At 62.9% G+C, this 17,566-nt stretch carries 20 protein-coding genes; 6 read left to right on the forward strand and 14 right to left on the reverse strand.

Annotated features, from left to right (window positions below):
- Nucleotides 1-20: 20 nt before the first annotated feature.
- The 3 genes from DJ563_RS15650 to xerD form a co-directional block, all read right to left on the reverse strand.
- Nucleotides 21-1,325, reverse strand: a complete 1,305-nt coding sequence (locus DJ563_RS15650) for a homoserine dehydrogenase (protein ID WP_274100435.1) — start codon at nt 1,323-1,325, stop codon at nt 21-23.
- A gap of 82 nt (nt 1,326-1,407) precedes the next feature.
- Nucleotides 1,408-2,169: a thioredoxin fold domain-containing protein gene (locus tag DJ563_RS15655; protein WP_033700954.1), complete on the reverse strand. Its 762-nt coding sequence runs from the start codon at nt 2,167-2,169 to the stop codon at nt 1,408-1,410.
- 152 nt (nt 2,170-2,321) lie between these two features.
- Complete coding sequence (gene xerD, locus DJ563_RS15660; RefSeq protein WP_186654342.1) at nt 2,322-3,218, reverse strand: site-specific tyrosine recombinase XerD; 897 nt, start codon at nt 3,216-3,218, stop codon at nt 2,322-2,324.
- Between the two features lie 68 nt (nt 3,219-3,286).
- Between xerD and DJ563_RS15665 the strand changes: the two genes are divergently transcribed.
- Nucleotides 3,287-5,113: a cation:proton antiporter gene (locus DJ563_RS15665; protein WP_274100437.1), complete on the forward strand. Its 1,827-nt coding sequence runs from the start codon at nt 3,287-3,289 to the stop codon at nt 5,111-5,113.
- Between the two features lie 3 nt (nt 5,114-5,116).
- On the opposite strand, the gene DJ563_RS15670 is transcribed toward DJ563_RS15665, so the two are convergent.
- The 6 genes from DJ563_RS15670 to ffh form a co-directional block, all read right to left on the reverse strand.
- Nucleotides 5,117-5,524: an acyl-CoA thioesterase gene (locus tag DJ563_RS15670; RefSeq protein WP_009683444.1), complete on the reverse strand. Its 408-nt coding sequence runs from the start codon at nt 5,522-5,524 to the stop codon at nt 5,117-5,119.
- Between the two features lie 100 nt (nt 5,525-5,624).
- Nucleotides 5,625-5,975 carry a 50S ribosomal protein L19 gene (gene rplS, locus DJ563_RS15675; RefSeq protein ID WP_008094487.1) on the reverse strand — a complete coding sequence of 117 codons (351 nt, stop codon included), beginning with the start codon at nt 5,973-5,975 and terminating at the stop codon, nt 5,625-5,627.
- 43 nt (nt 5,976-6,018) lie between these two features.
- Nucleotides 6,019-6,771 (reverse strand): tRNA (guanosine(37)-N1)-methyltransferase TrmD, encoded by a 753-nt coding sequence (trmD, locus tag DJ563_RS15680; protein WP_033700958.1) that lies wholly within the window; start codon nt 6,769-6,771, stop codon nt 6,019-6,021.
- 3 nt (nt 6,772-6,774) lie between these two features.
- Nucleotides 6,775-7,311, reverse strand: a complete 537-nt coding sequence (gene rimM, locus DJ563_RS15685) for a ribosome maturation factor RimM (protein ID WP_016501231.1) — start codon at nt 7,309-7,311, stop codon at nt 6,775-6,777.
- Nucleotides 7,312-7,316: 5 nt separating this feature from the next.
- A complete protein-coding gene (rpsP, locus tag DJ563_RS15690; protein WP_016501232.1) occupies nt 7,317-7,568 on the reverse strand; it encodes a 30S ribosomal protein S16 in 252 nt (83 codons plus the stop codon).
- Between the two features lie 235 nt (nt 7,569-7,803).
- Entirely contained in the window at nt 7,804-9,180 is a 1,377-nt protein-coding gene (ffh, locus tag DJ563_RS15695) for a signal recognition particle protein (protein WP_033700960.1), read from the reverse strand.
- A 262-nt stretch (nt 9,181-9,442) separates the two neighbouring features.
- On the opposite strand from ffh, the gene DJ563_RS15700 reads away from it, so the two are divergent.
- From DJ563_RS15700 to DJ563_RS15710, 3 genes are all read left to right on the forward strand, one after another.
- Entirely contained in the window at nt 9,443-10,252 is an 810-nt protein-coding gene (locus tag DJ563_RS15700; RefSeq protein ID WP_033700961.1) for a cytochrome C assembly family protein, read from the forward strand.
- 9 nt (nt 10,253-10,261) lie between these two features.
- Nucleotides 10,262-11,467 (forward strand): transporter associated domain-containing protein, encoded by a 1,206-nt coding sequence (locus DJ563_RS15705; protein WP_033700963.1) that lies wholly within the window; start codon nt 10,262-10,264, stop codon nt 11,465-11,467.
- Between the two features lie 279 nt (nt 11,468-11,746).
- Nucleotides 11,747-13,048 (forward strand): MFS transporter, encoded by a 1,302-nt coding sequence (locus tag DJ563_RS15710; protein WP_339465833.1) that lies wholly within the window; start codon nt 11,747-11,749, stop codon nt 13,046-13,048.
- A gap of 38 nt (nt 13,049-13,086) precedes the next feature.
- On the opposite strand, the gene purT is transcribed toward DJ563_RS15710, so the two are convergent.
- From purT to DJ563_RS15735, 5 genes are all read right to left on the reverse strand, one after another.
- Nucleotides 13,087-14,268 carry a formate-dependent phosphoribosylglycinamide formyltransferase gene (purT, locus tag DJ563_RS15715; protein ID WP_434517995.1) on the reverse strand — a complete coding sequence of 394 codons (1,182 nt, stop codon included), beginning with the start codon at nt 14,266-14,268 and terminating at the stop codon, nt 13,087-13,089.
- 76 nt (nt 14,269-14,344) lie between these two features.
- Nucleotides 14,345-14,812 (reverse strand): VUT family protein, encoded by a 468-nt coding sequence (locus DJ563_RS15720; RefSeq protein WP_033700966.1) that lies wholly within the window; start codon nt 14,810-14,812, stop codon nt 14,345-14,347.
- Between the two features lie 79 nt (nt 14,813-14,891).
- Nucleotides 14,892-15,098: a DUF1289 domain-containing protein gene (locus tag DJ563_RS15725; protein ID WP_033700967.1), complete on the reverse strand. Its 207-nt coding sequence runs from the start codon at nt 15,096-15,098 to the stop codon at nt 14,892-14,894.
- A complete protein-coding gene (locus tag DJ563_RS15730) occupies nt 15,091-15,615 on the reverse strand; it encodes a gamma carbonic anhydrase family protein (RefSeq protein WP_033700968.1) in 525 nt (174 codons plus the stop codon). Before DJ563_RS15730 ends, DJ563_RS15725 begins: the two co-directional genes overlap by 8 nt.
- A 57-nt stretch (nt 15,616-15,672) precedes the next feature.
- On the reverse strand, nt 15,673-16,272 hold the full coding sequence (locus DJ563_RS15735) for a CoA pyrophosphatase (RefSeq protein WP_033700969.1): 600 nt from the start codon (nt 16,270-16,272) through the stop codon (nt 15,673-15,675).
- Between the two features lie 125 nt (nt 16,273-16,397).
- Here DJ563_RS15735 and DJ563_RS15740 point away from each other — a divergent pair, with 125 nt between their 5' ends.
- Together DJ563_RS15740 and DJ563_RS15745 are read left to right on the forward strand one after the other, a co-directional pair.
- A complete protein-coding gene (locus tag DJ563_RS15740; protein WP_274098198.1) occupies nt 16,398-16,949 on the forward strand; it encodes an NUDIX hydrolase in 552 nt (183 codons plus the stop codon).
- Nucleotides 16,950-16,970: 21 nt separating this feature from the next.
- Nucleotides 16,971-17,525, forward strand: a complete 555-nt coding sequence (locus DJ563_RS15745; RefSeq protein WP_274098199.1) for a L,D-transpeptidase family protein — start codon at nt 16,971-16,973, stop codon at nt 17,523-17,525.
- Nucleotides 17,526-17,566 lie beyond the last annotated feature (41 nt).

The raw sequence follows: 17,566 nt of genomic DNA on the forward strand, positions 1-17,566 counted from the left end.
CGGCCCGTCGGCACTCTTCGTTAATTAAGCTGTTCGACGCGGATGCGCACGACCTTGCCAACCACATCCTGCAGGGCTTCCAGAGCGACGATGGCGTCGTTGATGCCTTGCTCGACCACGCGGTGGGTCAGCAGGATCATCGGCACCAGGCCATCCTGTTCTTCGGCTTCCTTCTGCATGATCGATTCGATGTTGATGCCACGCTCCGACAGGATGCTGGCCACCTGAGCCAGAACACCAGGGTGATCCTTGGCCTGGATGCGCAGGTAGTAGGCACTTTCGCAGGCCTCGATCGGCAGGATCGGGTGCGACGACAGCGAATCGGGCTGGAAGGCCAGGTGCGGCACGCGGTTTTCCGGGTCGGAGGTCATGGCGCGGACCACGTCGACCAGGTCGGCCACCACCGACGAAGCGGTCGGCTCCATACCGGCACCGGCGCCGTAGTACAGGGTCGAGCCAGCGGCGTCGCCGTTGACCATGACTGCGTTCATCACGCCGTTGACGTTGGCGATCAGGCGGTCGCTCGGGATCAGCGTCGGGTGCACGCGCAGCTCGATACCTTCGGCCGTGCGGCGTGCCACACCCAGGTGCTTGATGCGATAGCCCAGGGCCTCGGCGTAGTTCACGTCAGCGGTGGTCAGCTGGGTGATGCCCTCGGTGTAGGCCTTGTCGAACTGCAGCGGGATACCAAAGGCAATGGAGGCCAGGATGGTCAGCTTGTGCGCAGCATCGATGCCTTCGACGTCGAAGGTCGGGTCGGCTTCGGCATAGCCCAGGGCCTGGGCTTCAGCCAGTACATCCGGGAAGGTACGGCCCTTCTCGCGCATTTCGGTGAGGATAAAGTTGCCAGTGCCGTTGATGATGCCGGCCAGCCAGTTGATATGGTTGGCCGACAAGCCTTCACGGATGGCCTTGATCACCGGGATGCCGCCGGCAACCGCCGCTTCGAAGGCGACGATCACGCCCTTCTCGCGGGCCTTGGCGAAGATTTCGTTGCCGTGCACGGCGATCAGCGCCTTGTTGGCGGTGACCACGTGCTTGCCGTTTTCGATGGCCTTGAGTACCAGGTCACGGGCGATGGTATAGCCACCGATCAGCTCGATGACAATGTCGATCTCCGGGTTGCTCGCAACGTCGAACACATCAGCGGTAATGGGGGTACCGGTAATCTGGCAGTTCGGGTTCGGCGAGCGCATGGCGATCTGGGCCACTTCAATACCGCGCCCGGCACGGCGGGCAATCTCCTCGGCGTTGCGCTGAAGTACATTGAAGGTTCCGCCACCGACGGTCCCCAACCCACAGATGCCTACTTTGACCGGTTTCACTGTGAACTCCCCATTGAACGGCCGGCACCTGCGCCGACCGTGAAACATGCCGTCACCCCATGACGACGGCGTACTGAATAGATTACTTGGCTGCTTGCTGCTGGCCGGCCAGGGCCAGCTTGGCCACTTGCGGCGCCGGCTGGTAGCCCGGGATCACCTGGCCGCTTTCAAGGACGATCGCCGGCGTGCCGTTGACGCCGATCGACTGGCCCAGCTGGAACTGCTTGCTGACCGGGTTAGCGCACTTGGCCGCCTTGATTTCCTTGCCATCGACCATCTTGTCCAGCGCCGCGCGGCGGTCGCTGGAACACCAGACTGCCTGCAACTGCTCGTCACCCGGCGAACCGAGGCCCTGACGCGGGAAGGCGACATAGCGCACTTCGATACCGCGACGGTTCAGCTCCGGGACTTCGGCGTGCAGCTTGTGGCAATACGGGCAGGTGGTATCGGTGAACACGGTGATGTGCGACTTGGTCTCGCCTTTGGCAGGATAAACCACCATCTCGGCGGCTGGAATGCCATTGATGAGCTTGGCGACACCTTGACGCTCGGTCTTCTCGGTCAGGTTGACCGGCTTGCCGTCCTGGATCTGGTACAGGTAGCCCTGCATGACGAACTGGCCGTCAGCACTGGCGTACAGCACACGGCCGCCCTGCAGCTTGACTTCATACAGGCCGTTGAGCGGGCTGCTGGCAACGCTTTCTACCGGCACTTCCAGTTCGAGGTTCTGCAACGACTTGCGGATGGCCTGCTCGGCACCGGCATTGCTGTCGGTTGCCGCGGCAACGGCAAAGGTACTGGCCAGCGCCAACGCGGCGGCGGCGAAAATCTGGGTCAAACGCATGGGAACTCCTGAAGGCGGACAGGGGCCGGAGGGCGTCACCTGCAAAAAAACGCGGTGACCGTGCGGCCCTTGGTGCAAACCGCTCAAGCCTACCACATCACACCACCGTTGAAGGGGTCTGCGGATACCGGCCGGCGGAACATGAAAATCATTCATCCACGCGGGTGATGCTGGGCGTGCAGCTGCTGCAAACGGGCCTTGGCCACGTGGGTGTAGATCTGCGTGGTCGACAGGTCGCTGTGGCCCAGCAGCATCTGCACCACGCGCAGGTCGGCACCGTGGTTGAGCAGATGGGTCGCGAAGGCATGCCGCAAGGTGTGGGGTGACAACGCCTTGTCGATACCGGCAACCCGTGCGTGGTGCTTGATCCGATGCCAGAAGGTCTGGCGGGTCATCTGCTCGCCGCGCAGGCTGGGGAACAGCACATCACTGGGGCGGCCGTTCAACAGCTCGCTGCGGCCATCGCGCAGGTAGCGCTCCAGCCACACCACCGCCTCTTCACCCATCGGTACCAGCCGCTCCTTGCTGCCCTTGCCCATGACCCGCAATACGCCTTGGCGCAGGTTGACCTGGTCGAGGGTCAGGCTGACCAGTTCGGTAACCCGCAGGCCGCAGGCATACAGGACTTCAAGCATGGCGCGGTCGCGCTGGCCGATGGCTTCGCCGAGGTCCGGCGCTTGCAGCAGTGCTTCGACGTCGGCTTCGGACAAGGATTTCGGCAAAGGCCGGCCCAACTGCGGCATCTCCACCTGCAAGGTGGGGTCGATCGCCACCAGCTTTTCGCGCAGCAGGTAGCGAAAGAAGCCACGCAGGCCAGAGAGAAAGCGTGCGGTGGAGCGCGGTTTGTAGCCTTGGTCAAGGCGCCAGGCCAGGTGATCGAGGATCAGCTCGCGACCGGCGTCGGGCAAAGCCACGGTGTGTTCCTGGAGCCAGCCGTTGAACAGCGCCAGGTCGCTGCGATAGGAGACCCGGGTGTTGTCCGACAGGCCTTTTTCCAGCCACAGGGCATCGAGAAACTGGTCAATCAGGGGGTGGTCTAGGGCGGGCATGAAAACTCGGTGGCAAACGACGAAATGACGCTTAGTCTTTCATAACAGCGCCAGCATAGGGAGCCCGCATGAACGAACAGCAGATCCTTCTCAGCATCGGTGGCATCGGCGCCGCCGCCCTGGCCTGCCAGTGGCTCGCCTGGCGCCTGAAACTGCCGGCCATCCTCTTTCTGCTGCTGACCGGCATCACTGTCGGCCCGCTGCTCGGCTGGCTCGACCCGCAGGCCTTGTTCGGCCCGTTGCTGATGCCGCTGGTGTCCCTGGCCGTGGCGCTGATCCTGTTCGAGGGCAGCCTCACCCTGCACGTGTCGCAGTGGCGCGATATCGGCAGCGTGGTGCACCGCCTGGTCACCGTCGGCGCGCTGTCGACCTGGCTGGTGATCGCGCTGGCGACCCACTGGCTGCTGGGTTTCGACTGGCCGCTGGCGATCCTGTTCGGCACCTTGACCCTGGTCACCGGGCCGACGGTGATCGTGCCCATGCTGCGGGTAGTGCGGCCAAAAGCAACGATCGCCAATATCCTGCGCTGGGAAGGCATCGTCATCGACCCGATTGGCGCGCTGCTGGCCGTGGTGGTGTACAGCTTCATCATTGCCAGTGCCGATGGCAATGGCCTGATCCAGAGCCTGGGTACCTTTGCCGGGGTGATCTTCTGCGGCACTGCACTGGGCGCAGCCGGCGGCTGGTTGCTGGGCCAGGTCATGCGCGAACAGTGGCTGCCGGAGTACCTGCACAACCTGGCGTCGCTGGCAGCGGTGCTGGGCATCTTCATCGCCGCCAACCAGATCGTGCACGAATCAGGGCTGCTGGCGGTGACGCTGATGGGCATGTGGCTGGCCAACATGCGCGGGGTGGATGTGCGGCAGATCCTGCACTTCAAGGAGAACCTCAGCGTGCTGCTGATCTCCGGCCTGTTCATCCTGCTGGCCGCGCGCCTCGACCTGCACGCCTTGCTCGGGCTGGGCCCGGCGGTGCTGGCGTTGCTGCTGGTGATCCAGTTGCTGGCACGGCCGCTGAACGTCTTCGTGTCGACGCTGGGCTCCTCGCTGAACTGGCGCGAGCGGGCCTTGCTGGCCTGGATCGCCCCGCGCGGCATCGTCGCCGCCGCGGTATCGGCGATCTTCGCGATCCGCCTGCACGAGGCCGGCCATCAGGATGCGCTGTTGCTGGTGCCGCTGACCTTCGCCGTGATCATCGGCACCGTGGTGCTGCAGAGCGCCACGGCAAGGCCGCTGGCGCGCCTGCTCAAGGTCGCCGAGCCTGCCCCCAGCGGCTTTCTCATCGTCGGCGCCAACGGGCCTGCGCGCACCCTCGGCAAAGCCCTGCAACAATTGGGTTGCCGTGTACTGCTGACCGATTCGAGCTGGGAAAACATCCGCGCCGCGCGCATGGACGGCTTGCCGACCTACTTTGGCAACCCGGCCTCGCAGCATGCCGATGCACACCTGGACCTGGTCGGCCTCGGCCACCTGTTGGGGCTGTCGCCGGCCGGCGAGATCAACGCCCTGGCCTGCGCCCGCTTTCGCCATGACTTCGGCCACAGCCGCCTGTTCGTACTCGCCAGCGGCCTGGAGAAACAGCGCAGTGACAAGCACCGGGCCAGCGAGGAGCACCGCGGCCACCTGCTCGGTTCAAGCGCGATGACCTACCAGCAACTGGCGAATCACTTGCACCGCGGCGCCGAGCTGTACAGCACCCACCTGACCGAGGGCTTCGACTGGGAAAATTATCAGGCACTGCATGGCGAACGCGCGCACCTGCTGTTCGCCCGTGACGCCAATGGCTGGGTGCATGTAGCGAGCCCGGACAACCCACTCACGCCGCAGTCGGGCTGGACCTTGGTCGCCCTGGTCGAGCCGCTGCCGGTCGCCGATGCTGCAACCACGCCAGGTTGAGCGTCAGGCCTGGGGCAACACCGGCACCGGGCGCTTGTCTTCGTCGATGGCGACAAAGCTGAACACACCATGGATCGCCCGTTCGCGGCCATCCAGGTACATGTTCTCGACGAACACATCCACTTGCACCTGCAAGCTGGTGTTGCCCACCTTGATCACCGTGCCCACCAGCTCGACGATCGAACCCGCCGGGATCGGGTGCTTGAAGTCGATGCGGTCGGTCGAAACCGTCACCAATGGCAAGCGGCAGAAGCGTGTGGCGGCGATGAACGACACTTCGTCCATCCAGGCCAGCGCGGTGCCGCCAAACAGGGTGTTGTGGTGGTTGGTGGTGTTGGGGAACACCGCCTTGGTCACGCGGGTTACCGACAGCTCGGTGCGGCGCTGGATTTCCTGGTCTCGGGTAGTCATGTCTGGTCACATCGCTTTCTTAAGTTTCAAAACGCAAAAAAGCAGCCCGAAGGCTGCTTTTTTTCTCGCTAGGCGGCCATGGCCACCGGGCAAACTGTACTCAGGACAGTTTTTCCTTGATGCGAGCGGCTTTGCCGGACAGGTCGCGCAGGTAGTACAGCTTGGCTTTACGCACGTCACCACGACGTTTCACGGCCAGGCTGTCGATTTGCGGGCTGTAGGTCTGGAAGGTACGCTCAACACCAACGCCGCTCGAGATCTTGCGCACGGTGAAGGCGCTGTTCAGACCACGGTTACGCTTGGCGATAACAACGCCTTCGAACGCCTGCAGACGGGAACGCTCACCTTCCTTCACTTTAACCTGGACGACAATGGTGTCGCCTGGTGCGAAGGTCGGGATTTCCTTGCTCATCTGCTCTGCTTCGAGCTGCTGGATGATTTTGTTAGTCATGCTGTGCTCCTAAGGTGGACAAACGTGATCCACCATCGATACGTTAACTATCGTTCCGCTCGCGGAGGTATTCCTCGAGCAGCTTTTTCTCTTCTCCAGAAAGTGAGCGACTTTCCAGAAGATCGGCGCGTCGTTCGAAGGTCCTACCAAGGGACTGCTTCATCCGCCATCGCCGGATATGTGCATGGTTGCCACTTAGCAACACGTCGGGTACACGCTGATCCGCATACACCTCAGGTCGGGTGTAGTGCGGGCAATCCAGCAAGCCATCGGTGAAGGAATCTTCCTCCGCCGAGCCTACATGCCCTAAAGCTCCGGGCAGCAGCCGCGTAACCGCATCGATCAGTACCATGGCCGGCAGCTCACCACCGGAAAGCACATAGTCACCAATCGACCACTCTTCATCGACATGAGCATCAATAAAACGCTCGTCAATGCCTTCATAACGGCCGGCGATCAGGATCAGAGATTCCTGTTCGGCCAAGCCTTTGACCGCTTGCTGATCCAGCTTGCGGCCTTGTGGCGAAAGGTAGATCACCTTTGCCGCTGCTCCGGTCGCTTGCCTGGCACTGGCCAGTGCATCTTCCAGAGGCTTGATCTTCATCACCATCCCCGGACCACCGCCAAAAGGCCGATCATCCACCGTGTGGTGGCGATCACTGGTGTAGTCCCGCGGATTCCAGCAAGTGACTTGCAACAAGCCCTGCTTCACCGCGCGGCTGGTAATGCCGTACTCCGTAATGGCCGAGAACATCTCGGGGAACAACGTGATGACTTCTACGCGAAGGTTACCCATCAGTTAGAAATCCGCGTCCCATTCGACCCGCATCACACCGGCTTCAAGGTCGACTGCCAGCACACATTGCGCCGTATAGGGCAACAAGCGCTCACGGTCATCCAGGCTGCCTGCACAAGGCTTGACCACCATTACATCGTTCGCGCCGGTCTCCAACAGGTGATCAACCGTGCCGAACAGCTGTTCGTCCTGGTTGATGACTTTCAGACCGACCAACTGGTACCAGTAGTACTCGTCGTCCGTCAGGTTGGGCAAAAGGCTGCGCGAGATGCAAATCTCGTAACCGCTCAGAAGACGCGCTTCGTCACGATCGTCGAGCCCTTTGAGCTTGGCGACCAGCTCCTTTTTATTGGAACGGCCACTGACCAGCTCTACCTGCTTGACCGACCCTTCGCGCCGAAGCGTCCAGTTACGGTAATCCAACAGGTTTTCAATCGGATCGGTAAAGGAATACACCTTCACCTCGCCGCGAACGCCGTGAACCGAAAAAATCTTGCCAACGACGATGAGGTCGTCAGCCTTTTCTGGCGTCGCGTTCATACAGTTCAGGCAGCAGCCTTGGCAGCTTCCTTCAGCAGCTGAGCAACACGCTCAGACGGCTGTGCGCCGATGCTCAGCCAGTGAGCAACGCGATCTTGTTTAACGGACAGACGAACTTCCTGACCACGAGCGATCGGGTTGAAGAAGCCAACCTGTTCGATGTGGGAGCCGTCACGCGGGTTACGCGAGTCGGTTACGGTCAGTTGGTAAAACGGGCGCTTTTTGGAGCCGCCACGGGCAAGACGAATGGTAAGCATTGAACATCGTTCCTGTAGTCGGTGCTGCAAATCATGATGCACAGCGGGCACACGGGTGCCCGAAAGGCCGCACATTCTCAAGGAATATCCGGACATTTGCAAATGCCTTTTTACTTCAAATAAAAAGGCCAGCCTGCTGATCTGCTATTAAGCCGCCTGCTCATGAGGCGACAGTGTTCCCGCCGAAGCGGGTTCCGGCCAGCGGCGGGCTTGCCGCCACTGGCCTGAATCGGTTTTACAGCTTGGGCATGCCGCCGCCAGGCATCATGCCGCCCAAGCCGCGCATCATCTTGGCCATGCCGCCCTTGGCAGAGAATTTCTTCATCATCTTCTGCATCTGCTTGTGCTGCTTGATCAGCCGGCCGACGTCCTGCACCTGGGTGCCGGAGCCGATGGCGATGCGGCGCTTGCGCGAACCGCTGAGCAGCTCAGGGTCACGGCGCTCGGCCGGGGTCATGGAGTTGATGATCGCTTCCATCTGTTTGAACTGCTTCTCGGCCGCGCCCTGGGCGTTGCCCATCTGCGACAGGTTGACCCCGCCAATGCTCGGCAGCTTGTCCATCAGGCCGCCCAGGCCGCCCATGTTCTTCATCTGCTGCAGCTGGTCGCGGAAGTCTTCGAGGTCGAAGCCCTTGCCCTTCTTCAACTTCTTGGCCAGCTTGTCAGCCTTGGCCTTGTCGATGGTCTGCTCGGCCTGTTCGATCAGGCTGAGCACATCGCCCATGCCGAGGATGCGCGACGCGACGCGGTCGGGGTGGAACGGCTCGAGGGCCTCGGTCTTCTCACCCATACCGATGAACTTGATCGGCTTGCCGGTAATGGCCCGCACCGACAGTGCGGCACCGCCACGGGCATCACCGTCGACCTTGGTCAGCACCACGCCGGTCAGCGGCAGGGCTTCACCAAAGGCCTTGGCGGTGTTGGCGGCGTCCTGGCCGGTCATGGCATCGACCACGAACAAGGTCTCGACCGGCTTGACCGCGGCATGCAGCGCCTTGATCTCGTCCATCATGTCGGCGTCGATGTGCAGACGGCCGGCGGTGTCGACGATGACCACGTCGATGAACTTGAGCTTGGCTTCGCGAATCGCCGCTTCAGCGATGGCGACAGGCTTCTGGCTGATGTCGGACGGGAAGAAGGTCACGCCGATGTCGTTGGCCAGGGTTTCCAGCTGCTTGATCGCCGCCGGGCGGTAGACGTCGGCCGACACCACCATCACGCTCTTCTTCTTGCGCTCTTTAAGGAAGCGCGCGAGCTTGCCGGCGGTGGTGGTCTTACCCGCACCCTGCAAGCCAGCCATCAGCACCACGGCCGGTGGTGCGGCGTTCAGCGCGAGGTCTTCGTTGGCCGCGCCCATCAGGCTTTCCAGCTCGGCCTGGACAATCTTCACGAAGGCCTGGCCCGGGGTCAGGCTGCGCGACACTTCGGTGCCGACCGCACGCTCCTTGACGCTGTTGACGAAATCCTTGACCACCGGCAAGGCAACGTCGGCCTCGAGCAACGCCATGCGTACTTCGCGCAGCGTGTCCTTGATGTTGTCTTCAGTCAGCTTGGCCTTGCCGGTGACATGGCGCAGCGTCTGTGACAGGCGGTCGGTCAGGTTTTCGAACATGGTGATCCTTTCTGGCCCAGTAAAAGCCGAGGTTTGTCAGGCGCCGAGGGGGAAATGCACACCCCCAGGGCACAGCAAGGCGGCGATTATAGCGAAGTGCGACGGCGGCGCACACCTTGGCTTCCAAGCGGCAAGCTCAAAGCTGCAAGCCACAAGGAAAAGCCCCCAGCCTGCACATCAGCCCTTGCTTGTAGTTTGCGGCTTCCAGCTTGCAGCTCACTATGCCAAACTCCGTCTCTTTAAGGCTCGCCAACCAGGACTTATGTTCTCCTCACCCAGCCTCATCCCCAACCTGATCGCCGCCGGCCTTTATATAGCTGCGACCCTCTACCAGGGTTCGCACCTGGCCCAGGGCCGCAAGTCCGACAAACGGCTGCTGGGCTTGCTCGGTGCCCTTGCTGTGATCGCCCAGAGCGGCGCCCTGTTCTTCCAGCTGATCACCCCGCTGGGCCTGAGCCTCGACTTCTTCAGCGCCGCCAGCCTGATCGCCGTGGCGGTCATCACTCTGACCCTGCTGGCGTGCCTGCGCATCCCGGTGGAAAACCTGCTGGTGCTGCTGTTCCCGCTGGGTGCGGTCACGGCGCTGCTGGCCCAGTTCGCGCCACCGGGCACCGTGCCGCTGATCAACGAAGAGCCCGGCATCCTCGCGCATATCCTGCTGTCGATCCTGGCCTACGGCCTGTTCACCATTGCCGTGTTCCAGTCGCTGCTGCTGTTGCTGCAGGACCGCCAGTTGAAAAACAAGCACCCGTCCGGGCTGATCCGCAACTTCCCGCCGCTGCAAACCATGGAAAGCCTGCTGTTCGGCTTCCTCTGGGCCGGCTGGTGCCTGCTCTCGCTGTCGCTGATTTCCGGCTGGCTGTTCCTCGATAACCTGTTCGCCCAGCACCTGGTGCACAAGACCTTGCTGGCCTGCGTCGCCTGGGTGGTGTTCAGTGTTCTGCTGTGGGGCCGCACCCGCCTGGGTTGGCGTGGCCACAAGGCGATCCGCTGGACGCTGGCCGGTTTCTGCCTGCTGATGCTGGCCTATTTCGGCAGCAAGCTGGTCCGCGAATTCATCTTGCATATCTGACGGCCGCCCATGGACACCCTGCCGTACGCCCCGCTATTCGGCACCCTGGCACTGGCGCTGCTGTGGTCGGCGCTGTTCAGTGCCGTGGATGCCGCACGCCTGCAACTCAATGGCTCGCTACGCAATGGCGACGACGGGCAAGCCCCCCTGCCCGCCCAGGCACTGGTGCTGTGCGCCAGCCTGGGCAAGCTGCTGGTACTGGGCCTGGCCTGCCTGATCGGCCAGCGCTACAGCGGCGAACACGGTTTCTGGCTGGCCGGGCTGGGCGCCACCCTGGCCTTGCTGGTGTTTGCCGAGTTCCTGCCGCGGCGCCTGGCGCGGCGTAACCCACAGGCGTTCGTCAGCCTGGGTGCCAGCCTGCTGAAGGTGCCGTTGGCCATCCTGCAGCCACTGGCCTGTCTGCTCGATGGTTGCGCCAAGCTGATCCTGCGCCCGTTCCGCGCGCAGCCTACGGCGGTGGCCCTGCACCCACAGCAAGATGACGACTTCGACGAAGACGAAGCGCACGAGCCAGTGCGCCACGGGCTGCTCGATGGTTTGCAGTCGCTGGACAAAGTCACCGTCAACGACATCCTGGTGCCGCGCAACGAAGTCGATGGCATCAACCTGGACGAGCCGATCGAACGCATCATCGAGCAGTTGATCGTCAGCCGGCACACCCGGCTGCCGGTCTATCACAACGATATCAACCAGGTTGAAGCGATCCTCAATACCAAGCTGATCAGCCACCTGCTGCCCAGGGCAGAGCTGACCCTGGAGAAGCTGCACGGCGCCTGCTACGAACCCTACTTCGTCCCGGAAAGCACACCCCTGCAGATGCAGCTGCTGAACTTTCACAAGCAGCAACGCCGCCTGGGCGTCGTGGTGGACGAATACGGCGAAGTGCTGGGCATCGTCACCCTGGAAGACATCCTCGAAGAAATCGTTGGCGAATTCGAAGACGAACAGGGGCTGGACAACCCGCACGTACACCCCCAGGCCGACGGCACCTTCGTCATCGAAGGTACCGCCTCGCTGCGCGAGATCAACCGCACCCTGGGCTGGCACCTGCCTTGCGATGGCGGGCCGAAAACCCTCAACGGGTTGGTCACCGAAGCGCTGGAAAGCATCCCGGAAAGCGCGGTTTGCCTGAAGATCGGCCGATATCGCCTGGAAATCCTCGAAACAGAGGACAATTGCGCCAGCAAGGTACTGGTGTGGACCGTGACCCGCTAGCTATACTCGGGCCACGCTTACCCAGCCCCGCCGTCCCGCCTGCTACCCGCACCCGGCGCCCCACGGCCAGTCCGCTCCACTGACACGCCCTGCGGCCCTGTTTCAATACCCCGAACAGTACCCGCGCCCGCCCCTACCCCCCCTTGGGCTATCGTCAGTCGAGCGAGCAAAAGAACAATACGCTTCGGCGTCCGCGCAACGGTGCCTGCCCATTGATGCAGCACGCACCCTCGCGGATCAAGCCCGTGGCGCACGACCAGACTGTTAGGGACCTACTTAATGACCACCAGCAGCACCTATGCCCAAGCGCCTGCCGCGCCGGTCAACTCGCCCGCGCGGGTGGCCACCGCCAGCTTCATTGGCACTGCCATCGAGTTCTACGACTTCTACGTTTACGCCACTGCCGCCGCGCTGGTGATCGGCCCGGTGTTCTTCCCCTCCGGGTCGGGCACCGCGCAGATGCTCGCGGCCTTTCTGACCTTCGGCATCGCCTTCCTCGCCCGCCCGCTGGGCTCGGCATTGTTCGGCCACTTTGGCGACCGTATCGGCCGCAAATCGACCCTGGTGGCGTCGCTGCTGTTGATGGGCGTCTCCACCACCGCCATCGGCGTGCTGCCCGGCTATGACAGCATTGGCGTGTGGGCGCCGATCCTGCTTTGCCTGCTGCGCTTCGGCCAAGGCCTGGGCCTGGGTGGCGAATGGGGCGGCGCGGCGCTGCTGGCGACCGAAAACGCACCACCGGGCAAGCGCGCCTGGTTCGGCATGTTCCCGCAGCTGGGCCCTTCGATCGGCTTTTTGGCTGCCAACGGCTTGTTCCTGACCCTGGCCCTGGTGCTCAGTGACGAGCAATTCCGTGAATGGGGCTGGCGCATTCCGTTCCTGCTCAGCGCCGCCCTGGTACTGGTGGGCCTGTATGTGCGCCTCAAGCTCGAAGAGAGCCCGGTATTCGCCAAAGCCATTGCCCAGCATGAGCGCGTGAAGATGCCGGTGGTCGACCTGTTCGCCAAGCACTGGGTGCCAACCCTGCTGGGTGCTGCGGCGATGGTGGTGTGCTACGCGCTGTTCTACATCTCGACGGTGTTCTCGCTCAGCTACGGCGTGACCACGCTGGGTTACAGCCGTGAGACGTTCCTTGGCCTGCTGTGCTTTGCGGTGGTCTTCATGGCCCTGGCCACGCCACTGTCGGCCTGGCTCAGCGACCGCTACGGGCGCAAGCCGGTATTGATCGTCGGTGGCCTGCTGGCGGTGGCTTCGGGCTTTACCATGGAACCGCTGCTGACCTCGGGCTCGACCACAGGGGTGGCGCTGTTCCTGGCCATCGAGCTGTTCCTGATGGGGGTGACCTTCGCGCCAATGGGGGCGTTGCTGCCCGAGCTGTTCCCGACCCACGTGCGTTATACCGGCGCGTCGGCGGCGTATAACCTGGGGGGCATCGTGGGGGCTTCAGCGGCGCCGTTCTTTGCCCAGAAGCTGGTGAGCATGGGCGGCTTGAGCTGGGTGGGCGGGTATGTTTCGGTGGCGGCGGTGATCAGTCTGATTGCCGTGCTGTGCCTTAAAGAAACCCGGCATACCGAACTGTGAAGACGCTGGGGGCGCTTTGCGCCCCCAGCCATTTCAGATCAGAACTCGACCTTGACCGCCTGCGAAGCACGGGTCGCCTTGGCCCGCGCCGCTTCGATCGATTCGTCACGCGCCAGGCACACGCCCATGCGGCGCTGGCCGTTGATTTCCGGCTTGCCGAACAGGCGAATGGCCGTATCCGGCTCGCTCAGCGCAGCACCGAGGTTGGCGAAACTGGTCTGCTGCGATTGACCCTGCGGCAGAATCACCGCCGACGCCGACGGCCCGAACTGGCGCACCACCGGGATCGGCAGGCCGAGAATGGCGCGGGCGTGCAAGGCGAACTGCGACAGGTCCTGGGAGATCAAGGTCACCAGGCCAGTGTCGTGCGGGCGCGGCGACACTTCGCTGAACCACACCTGGTCGCCCTTGACGAACAACTCCACGCCGAACAGGCCACGCCCGCCCAGTGCATCGGTGACCGCCTTGGCCACTCGTTGCGACTCGGCAAGGGCCTTCGGGCTCATGGCCTGGGGCTGCCACGATTCCTGATAGTCACCTTTCTCCTGACGATGGCCGACAGGCTCGAGGAAGGTGGTGCCGCCGACATGACGCACGGTCAGCAGGGTGATTTCGTAATCGAAGTCGATGAAGCCCTCGATGATCACCCGGCCCTTGCCGGCACGCCCGCCTTCCTGGGCGTAGTCCCAGGACTGCTGCAGGTCGGCATCGCTGCGCAGCAGGCTCTGGCCCTTGCCCGACGAGCTCATCACCGGTTTGACCACGCACGGGTAGCCGACATCGGCCACGGCCTTGGCGTAGTCTTCGTAGGTGTCGGCGAAGTGGTACGGCGAGGTCGGCAGGTCCAGCTCTTCGGCAGCCAGGCGCCGGATGCCTTCACGGTTCATGGTGAGCTGGGTGGCACGGGCCGTGGGCACCACGGTGAAACCTTCGCTCTCCAGTTCGACCAGGGTCGCGGTGGCGATGGCTTCGATCTCGGGGACGATGTAGTGCGGCTTCTCGGCCTCGATCACCGCGCGCAAGGCAAAGCCATCGAGCATGTTGACCACATGGCTGCGGTGCGCCACCTGCATGGCCGGCGCATTGGCGTAGCGGTCCACGGCGATCACTTCGACGCCCAGGCGCTGCAGCTCGATCACCACTTCCTTGCCCAGCTCACCGCAGCCGCAGAGCAGTACACGGGTCGCGGTGGGCGACAATGGGGTTCCGATACGGGTCATTTCAGGTCCTCGAAGGCGTCCGGGGCTGCGCCAGGCTAAGCGCCGCCCGCTGAAAAAGGACCCGTATTCTACACCATCAACCGACCGCGGCAGCCCGCCGGGCGCGAAATGCCATGGCCAGCCAAACGGCGGTGACACCGGCGAACTTAGAGGCCATGGCCGTGCCGATCACGGCAGGGGTCAGCGCGCCGATCATGCCGAAGAAAATGAAGGTATCGACCGGAATGCTCAACGCCGAGCTCAGCCACAGGCGGTCACGCAGGGGCCGACGAGTGATGCTGAACACCAGCCAGTCGATCAGCTCGGAAACGAAGAACGCCGTGGCGCTGGCCAGGGCGATGGCAGGCTCAGAGGTGATGTAGGACAGCACCAGGGCCACCAGCATGGCGACCAGGGCGCCATGCCCGAAGCGGGTCTGCACCATGTCGCGCAGGATGAACACCAGGCCACCCCAGGCGGACCAGATGATGTCCAGGTGCGGGGCGCTGGAAAAGGCGTAGTTGATCAGCACTACGCTGCTGATATAGGCGATGAGATAGAACATGGCGGGTAATCTGTGGGCAAGCCGTACAGATTACCGCTGGCTGCTTCGCGGGTAAACCCGCGAGGCAGCCAGCGCCGAATCATTGCCCCATGATCAACCCAGCGGCCACCGCCCGCTCATGGCACAGCTTCAGTACGGCGCGACGCTCGGTGTTGTCCATCCGCCCCCAGCGGCCGATTTCGGCCACGGTCCGCTGGCAGCCGGTGCAGATATCCTGCTCGTCCAGCGCACAGATGCTGACGCAAGGCGAAGCGACCGGACGTTCGACGGCAATGACCTCACTCATCGTCAGCCACCAGTTCGCGCGCATAGCGCTGGGCATTGTGCACATAGTGCGCGGCACCGGCCTCGATCATGCGCATCTGCTGCTCGCTCAGTTCACGCACCACCTTGCCCGGCGAGCCCATCACCAGCGAACCGTCAGGGATCTCCTTGCCCTCGGGGATGAGCGCATTGGCGCCGATGATGCAGTGCTTGCCGATGCGGGCCCCATTGAGGATCACCGCATTGATACCCACCAGGCTGTAATCGCCGACCGTGCAGCCATGCAGCATGGCGTTATGGCCGACCGTCACGCCCTTGCCCAGGGTCAGCGGCGAACCCATGTCGGTATGCATCACGGTGCCGTCCTGGACATTGCTGTCCTCGCCGATGTCGATCAGCTCGTTGTCACCGCGCAATACAGCGCCAAACCACACGCTGGCACGGGCCTGCAGGCGCACGTTGCCGATCACGGTGGCGTTGGGCGCGATCCAACTGGTGGGGTGGCTGTCGACCCGCAGGTCGCCCAGGCGATATTTCATGCTCGCTCCTCAGGATAAACGGCGGCGGTTTGTAGCAGACGGCGGGGTGGGCCCCGCTCAGATCTCGATGTAACGCTCCGGGGGTTGATGCAGGCTGATGCCGGCGTCATACAGCAGGTTGACCAGCTCGACGATCATGATCGCCGACAACCCCCAGATCTTGTATTCGCCGTAGCGGTAACTGGGCACATACCAACTGCGGCCCTGGTAATCGATACGGTGGGTATGGTCGCGGGGGTCTTGGCGAAAGAACTCCAGCGGCACGGTGAATACTGCCGCGATCTCGGCATCATTGGCGCGGTACTCGACGAAATCGGGAATAAGCCCGACGAATGGCGTCACTTTCAGGCCGTGCAGCGAGATCAGCGGGCTGAGCGGGCCAATCACTTCCACCAGCCCAGGGGGCAGGCCGATTTCTTCTTCGGCTTCGCGCAGGGCGGTAAACACCAGGTCCGGGTCTTCAGGGTCGCGCCGGCCACCGGGGAAGGCAACTTCGCCACCGTGGGTCGACAAGCCCTTGGCGCGCAGGGTCAAGACCAGTTCGGGCGCTTCGCTGCGGGTAATGGGCAAGAGTACCGCCGCTTCGGGAAACCGTCGGTCGGTTTCCAGTGATGCGGGTTCATGGTTGCTCATTCGGCGAAGTAGCTCGTCCAGCATTGCGCACTCTCGTATCCAAGGCCTGTCTTGCATGATGCACCAAAGCCGAGAAGCACCCAAGCCCTGTGCGCTTGCGGCCGCCCGGCTGCCACGCCAAGATAGCCCTGTCATAAGGGAAGATAAGCATGAAATTCTGCAGCGCGTGCGGCCAGCCGGTCATTCAGCGGATACCCGAGGGCGATAGCCGCCTGCGGTATGTCTGCGAGTATTGCCAGACCATTCACTACCAGAACCCCAACATCGTGGCGGGGGTCCTGCCCACCTGGGGCAGCCAGGTGCTGCTGTGCCGGCGCGCCATCGAGCCACGCCGTGGCTACTGGACCTTACCGGCCGGGTTCATGGAGAACGGCGAGACCCTCGACCAGGCCGCCCGTCGTGAAACCGTCGAAGAAGCCTGCGCCCAGGTCGGGCCCATGAGCCTGTACCAGTTGTTCGACCTGCCGCACATCAACCAGGTGCATGTGTTCTTCCGCGCCGAACTGGCCGACCTGCGCTTCGATGTGGGTATCGAGAGCCTGGAAGTGCGGCTGTTCGAGGAGCATGAGATACCGTGGAGCGAGCTGGCTTTCCGCACCGTCACACGCACACTAGAATGCTACTATCGCGACCGCATCGGGCAGCACTACCCCATAGGCCATGAGTACCTGCCACCGATGAATGTCACGTCTACCACCTAACGTCATCAGGGATACCGTTTCATGCGCTGGTTGCTCGCCCTTTTCTGCCTTTGCGTTACCTCGGTGTCCCAGGCGGCCTTCACCGAGACCATCGTGCGCAAGCCCCTGCCGGCAGCGCAAACACCGTCGCCCTCGCAGCAGGCCATGCAACCGCTGATCGACAAGGTGCTGGTGATCAAGTCCGAGCGCCGCCTGCAACTGATCAGTCGCGGCGAACCGCTCAAGACCTACCGCATTTCCCTGGGCAAGCAGCCCAAGGGCGCGAAGGAACGCGAAGGCGACCGCAAGACCCCCGAAGGCCTCTATTGGCTGGACTGGCGCAAGCAGAGCGACCGCTTCAACCTCGCCATGCACATCTCCTACCCCAACATCAAAGATGCCGCACGCGCCACCCGCGAAGGCGTGAGTGCCGGCAGCATGATCATGATCCACGGCACACCGGTCAATGATGACTACCCCGAGTGGTACTTCCACACACTGGACTGGACCGAAGGTTGCATCGCCATGCGCAACCACGACATGCAGGAGGTCTGGGAGCTGGTCAAGGACGGTACATTAATCGAGATTCGTCCCTGACACGTCCTGCATGCCGAGTCATCCTGTAGGAGCTTTCGCAC

This window comes from Pseudomonas sp. NFX1, from assembly GCF_051123555.1.
Classification (GTDB): Bacteria; Pseudomonadota; Gammaproteobacteria; order Pseudomonadales; family Pseudomonadaceae; genus Aquipseudomonas; species Aquipseudomonas capeferrum.

What these genes read in the sequence shown, in the direction of transcription:
- DJ563_RS15655 (WP_033700954.1), bottom strand. Translation starts at nt 2,169, where the DNA reads ATGCGTTTGACCCAGATTTTCGCCGCCGCCGCGTTGGCGCTGGCCAGT.
- xerD (WP_186654342.1), bottom strand. Translation starts at nt 3,218, where the DNA reads ATGCCCGCCCTAGACCACCCCCTGATTGACCAGTTTCTCGATGCCCTG.
- DJ563_RS15665 (WP_274100437.1), top strand. Translation starts at nt 3,287, where the DNA reads ATGAACGAACAGCAGATCCTTCTCAGCATCGGTGGCATCGGCGCCGCC.
- DJ563_RS15670 (WP_009683444.1), bottom strand. Translation starts at nt 5,524, where the DNA reads ATGACTACCCGAGACCAGGAAATCCAGCGCCGCACCGAGCTGTCGGTA.
- rplS (WP_008094487.1), bottom strand. Translation starts at nt 5,975, where the DNA reads ATGACTAACAAAATCATCCAGCAGCTCGAAGCAGAGCAGATGAGCAAG.
- trmD (WP_033700958.1), bottom strand. Translation starts at nt 6,771, where the DNA reads ATGGGTAACCTTCGCGTAGAAGTCATCACGTTGTTCCCCGAGATGTTC.
- rimM (WP_016501231.1), bottom strand. Translation starts at nt 7,311, where the DNA reads ATGAACGCGACGCCAGAAAAGGCTGACGACCTCATCGTCGTTGGCAAG.
- rpsP (WP_016501232.1), bottom strand. Translation starts at nt 7,568, where the DNA reads ATGCTTACCATTCGTCTTGCCCGTGGCGGCTCCAAAAAGCGCCCGTTT.
- ffh (WP_033700960.1), bottom strand. Translation starts at nt 9,180, where the DNA reads ATGTTCGAAAACCTGACCGACCGCCTGTCACAGACGCTGCGCCATGTC.
- DJ563_RS15700 (WP_033700961.1), top strand. Translation starts at nt 9,443, where the DNA reads ATGTTCTCCTCACCCAGCCTCATCCCCAACCTGATCGCCGCCGGCCTT.
- DJ563_RS15705 (WP_033700963.1), top strand. Translation starts at nt 10,262, where the DNA reads ATGGACACCCTGCCGTACGCCCCGCTATTCGGCACCCTGGCACTGGCG.
- DJ563_RS15710 (WP_339465833.1), top strand. Translation starts at nt 11,747, where the DNA reads ATGACCACCAGCAGCACCTATGCCCAAGCGCCTGCCGCGCCGGTCAAC.
- purT (WP_434517995.1), bottom strand. Translation starts at nt 14,268, where the DNA reads ATGACCCGTATCGGAACCCCATTGTCGCCCACCGCGACCCGTGTACTG.
- DJ563_RS15720 (WP_033700966.1), bottom strand. Translation starts at nt 14,812, where the DNA reads ATGTTCTATCTCATCGCCTATATCAGCAGCGTAGTGCTGATCAACTAC.
- DJ563_RS15725 (WP_033700967.1), bottom strand. Translation starts at nt 15,098, where the DNA reads ATGAGTGAGGTCATTGCCGTCGAACGTCCGGTCGCTTCGCCTTGCGTC.
- DJ563_RS15730 (WP_033700968.1), bottom strand. Translation starts at nt 15,615, where the DNA reads ATGAAATATCGCCTGGGCGACCTGCGGGTCGACAGCCACCCCACCAGT.
- DJ563_RS15735 (WP_033700969.1), bottom strand. Translation starts at nt 16,272, where the DNA reads ATGCTGGACGAGCTACTTCGCCGAATGAGCAACCATGAACCCGCATCA.
- DJ563_RS15740 (WP_274098198.1), top strand. Translation starts at nt 16,398, where the DNA reads ATGAAATTCTGCAGCGCGTGCGGCCAGCCGGTCATTCAGCGGATACCC.
- DJ563_RS15745 (WP_274098199.1), top strand. Translation starts at nt 16,971, where the DNA reads ATGCGCTGGTTGCTCGCCCTTTTCTGCCTTTGCGTTACCTCGGTGTCC.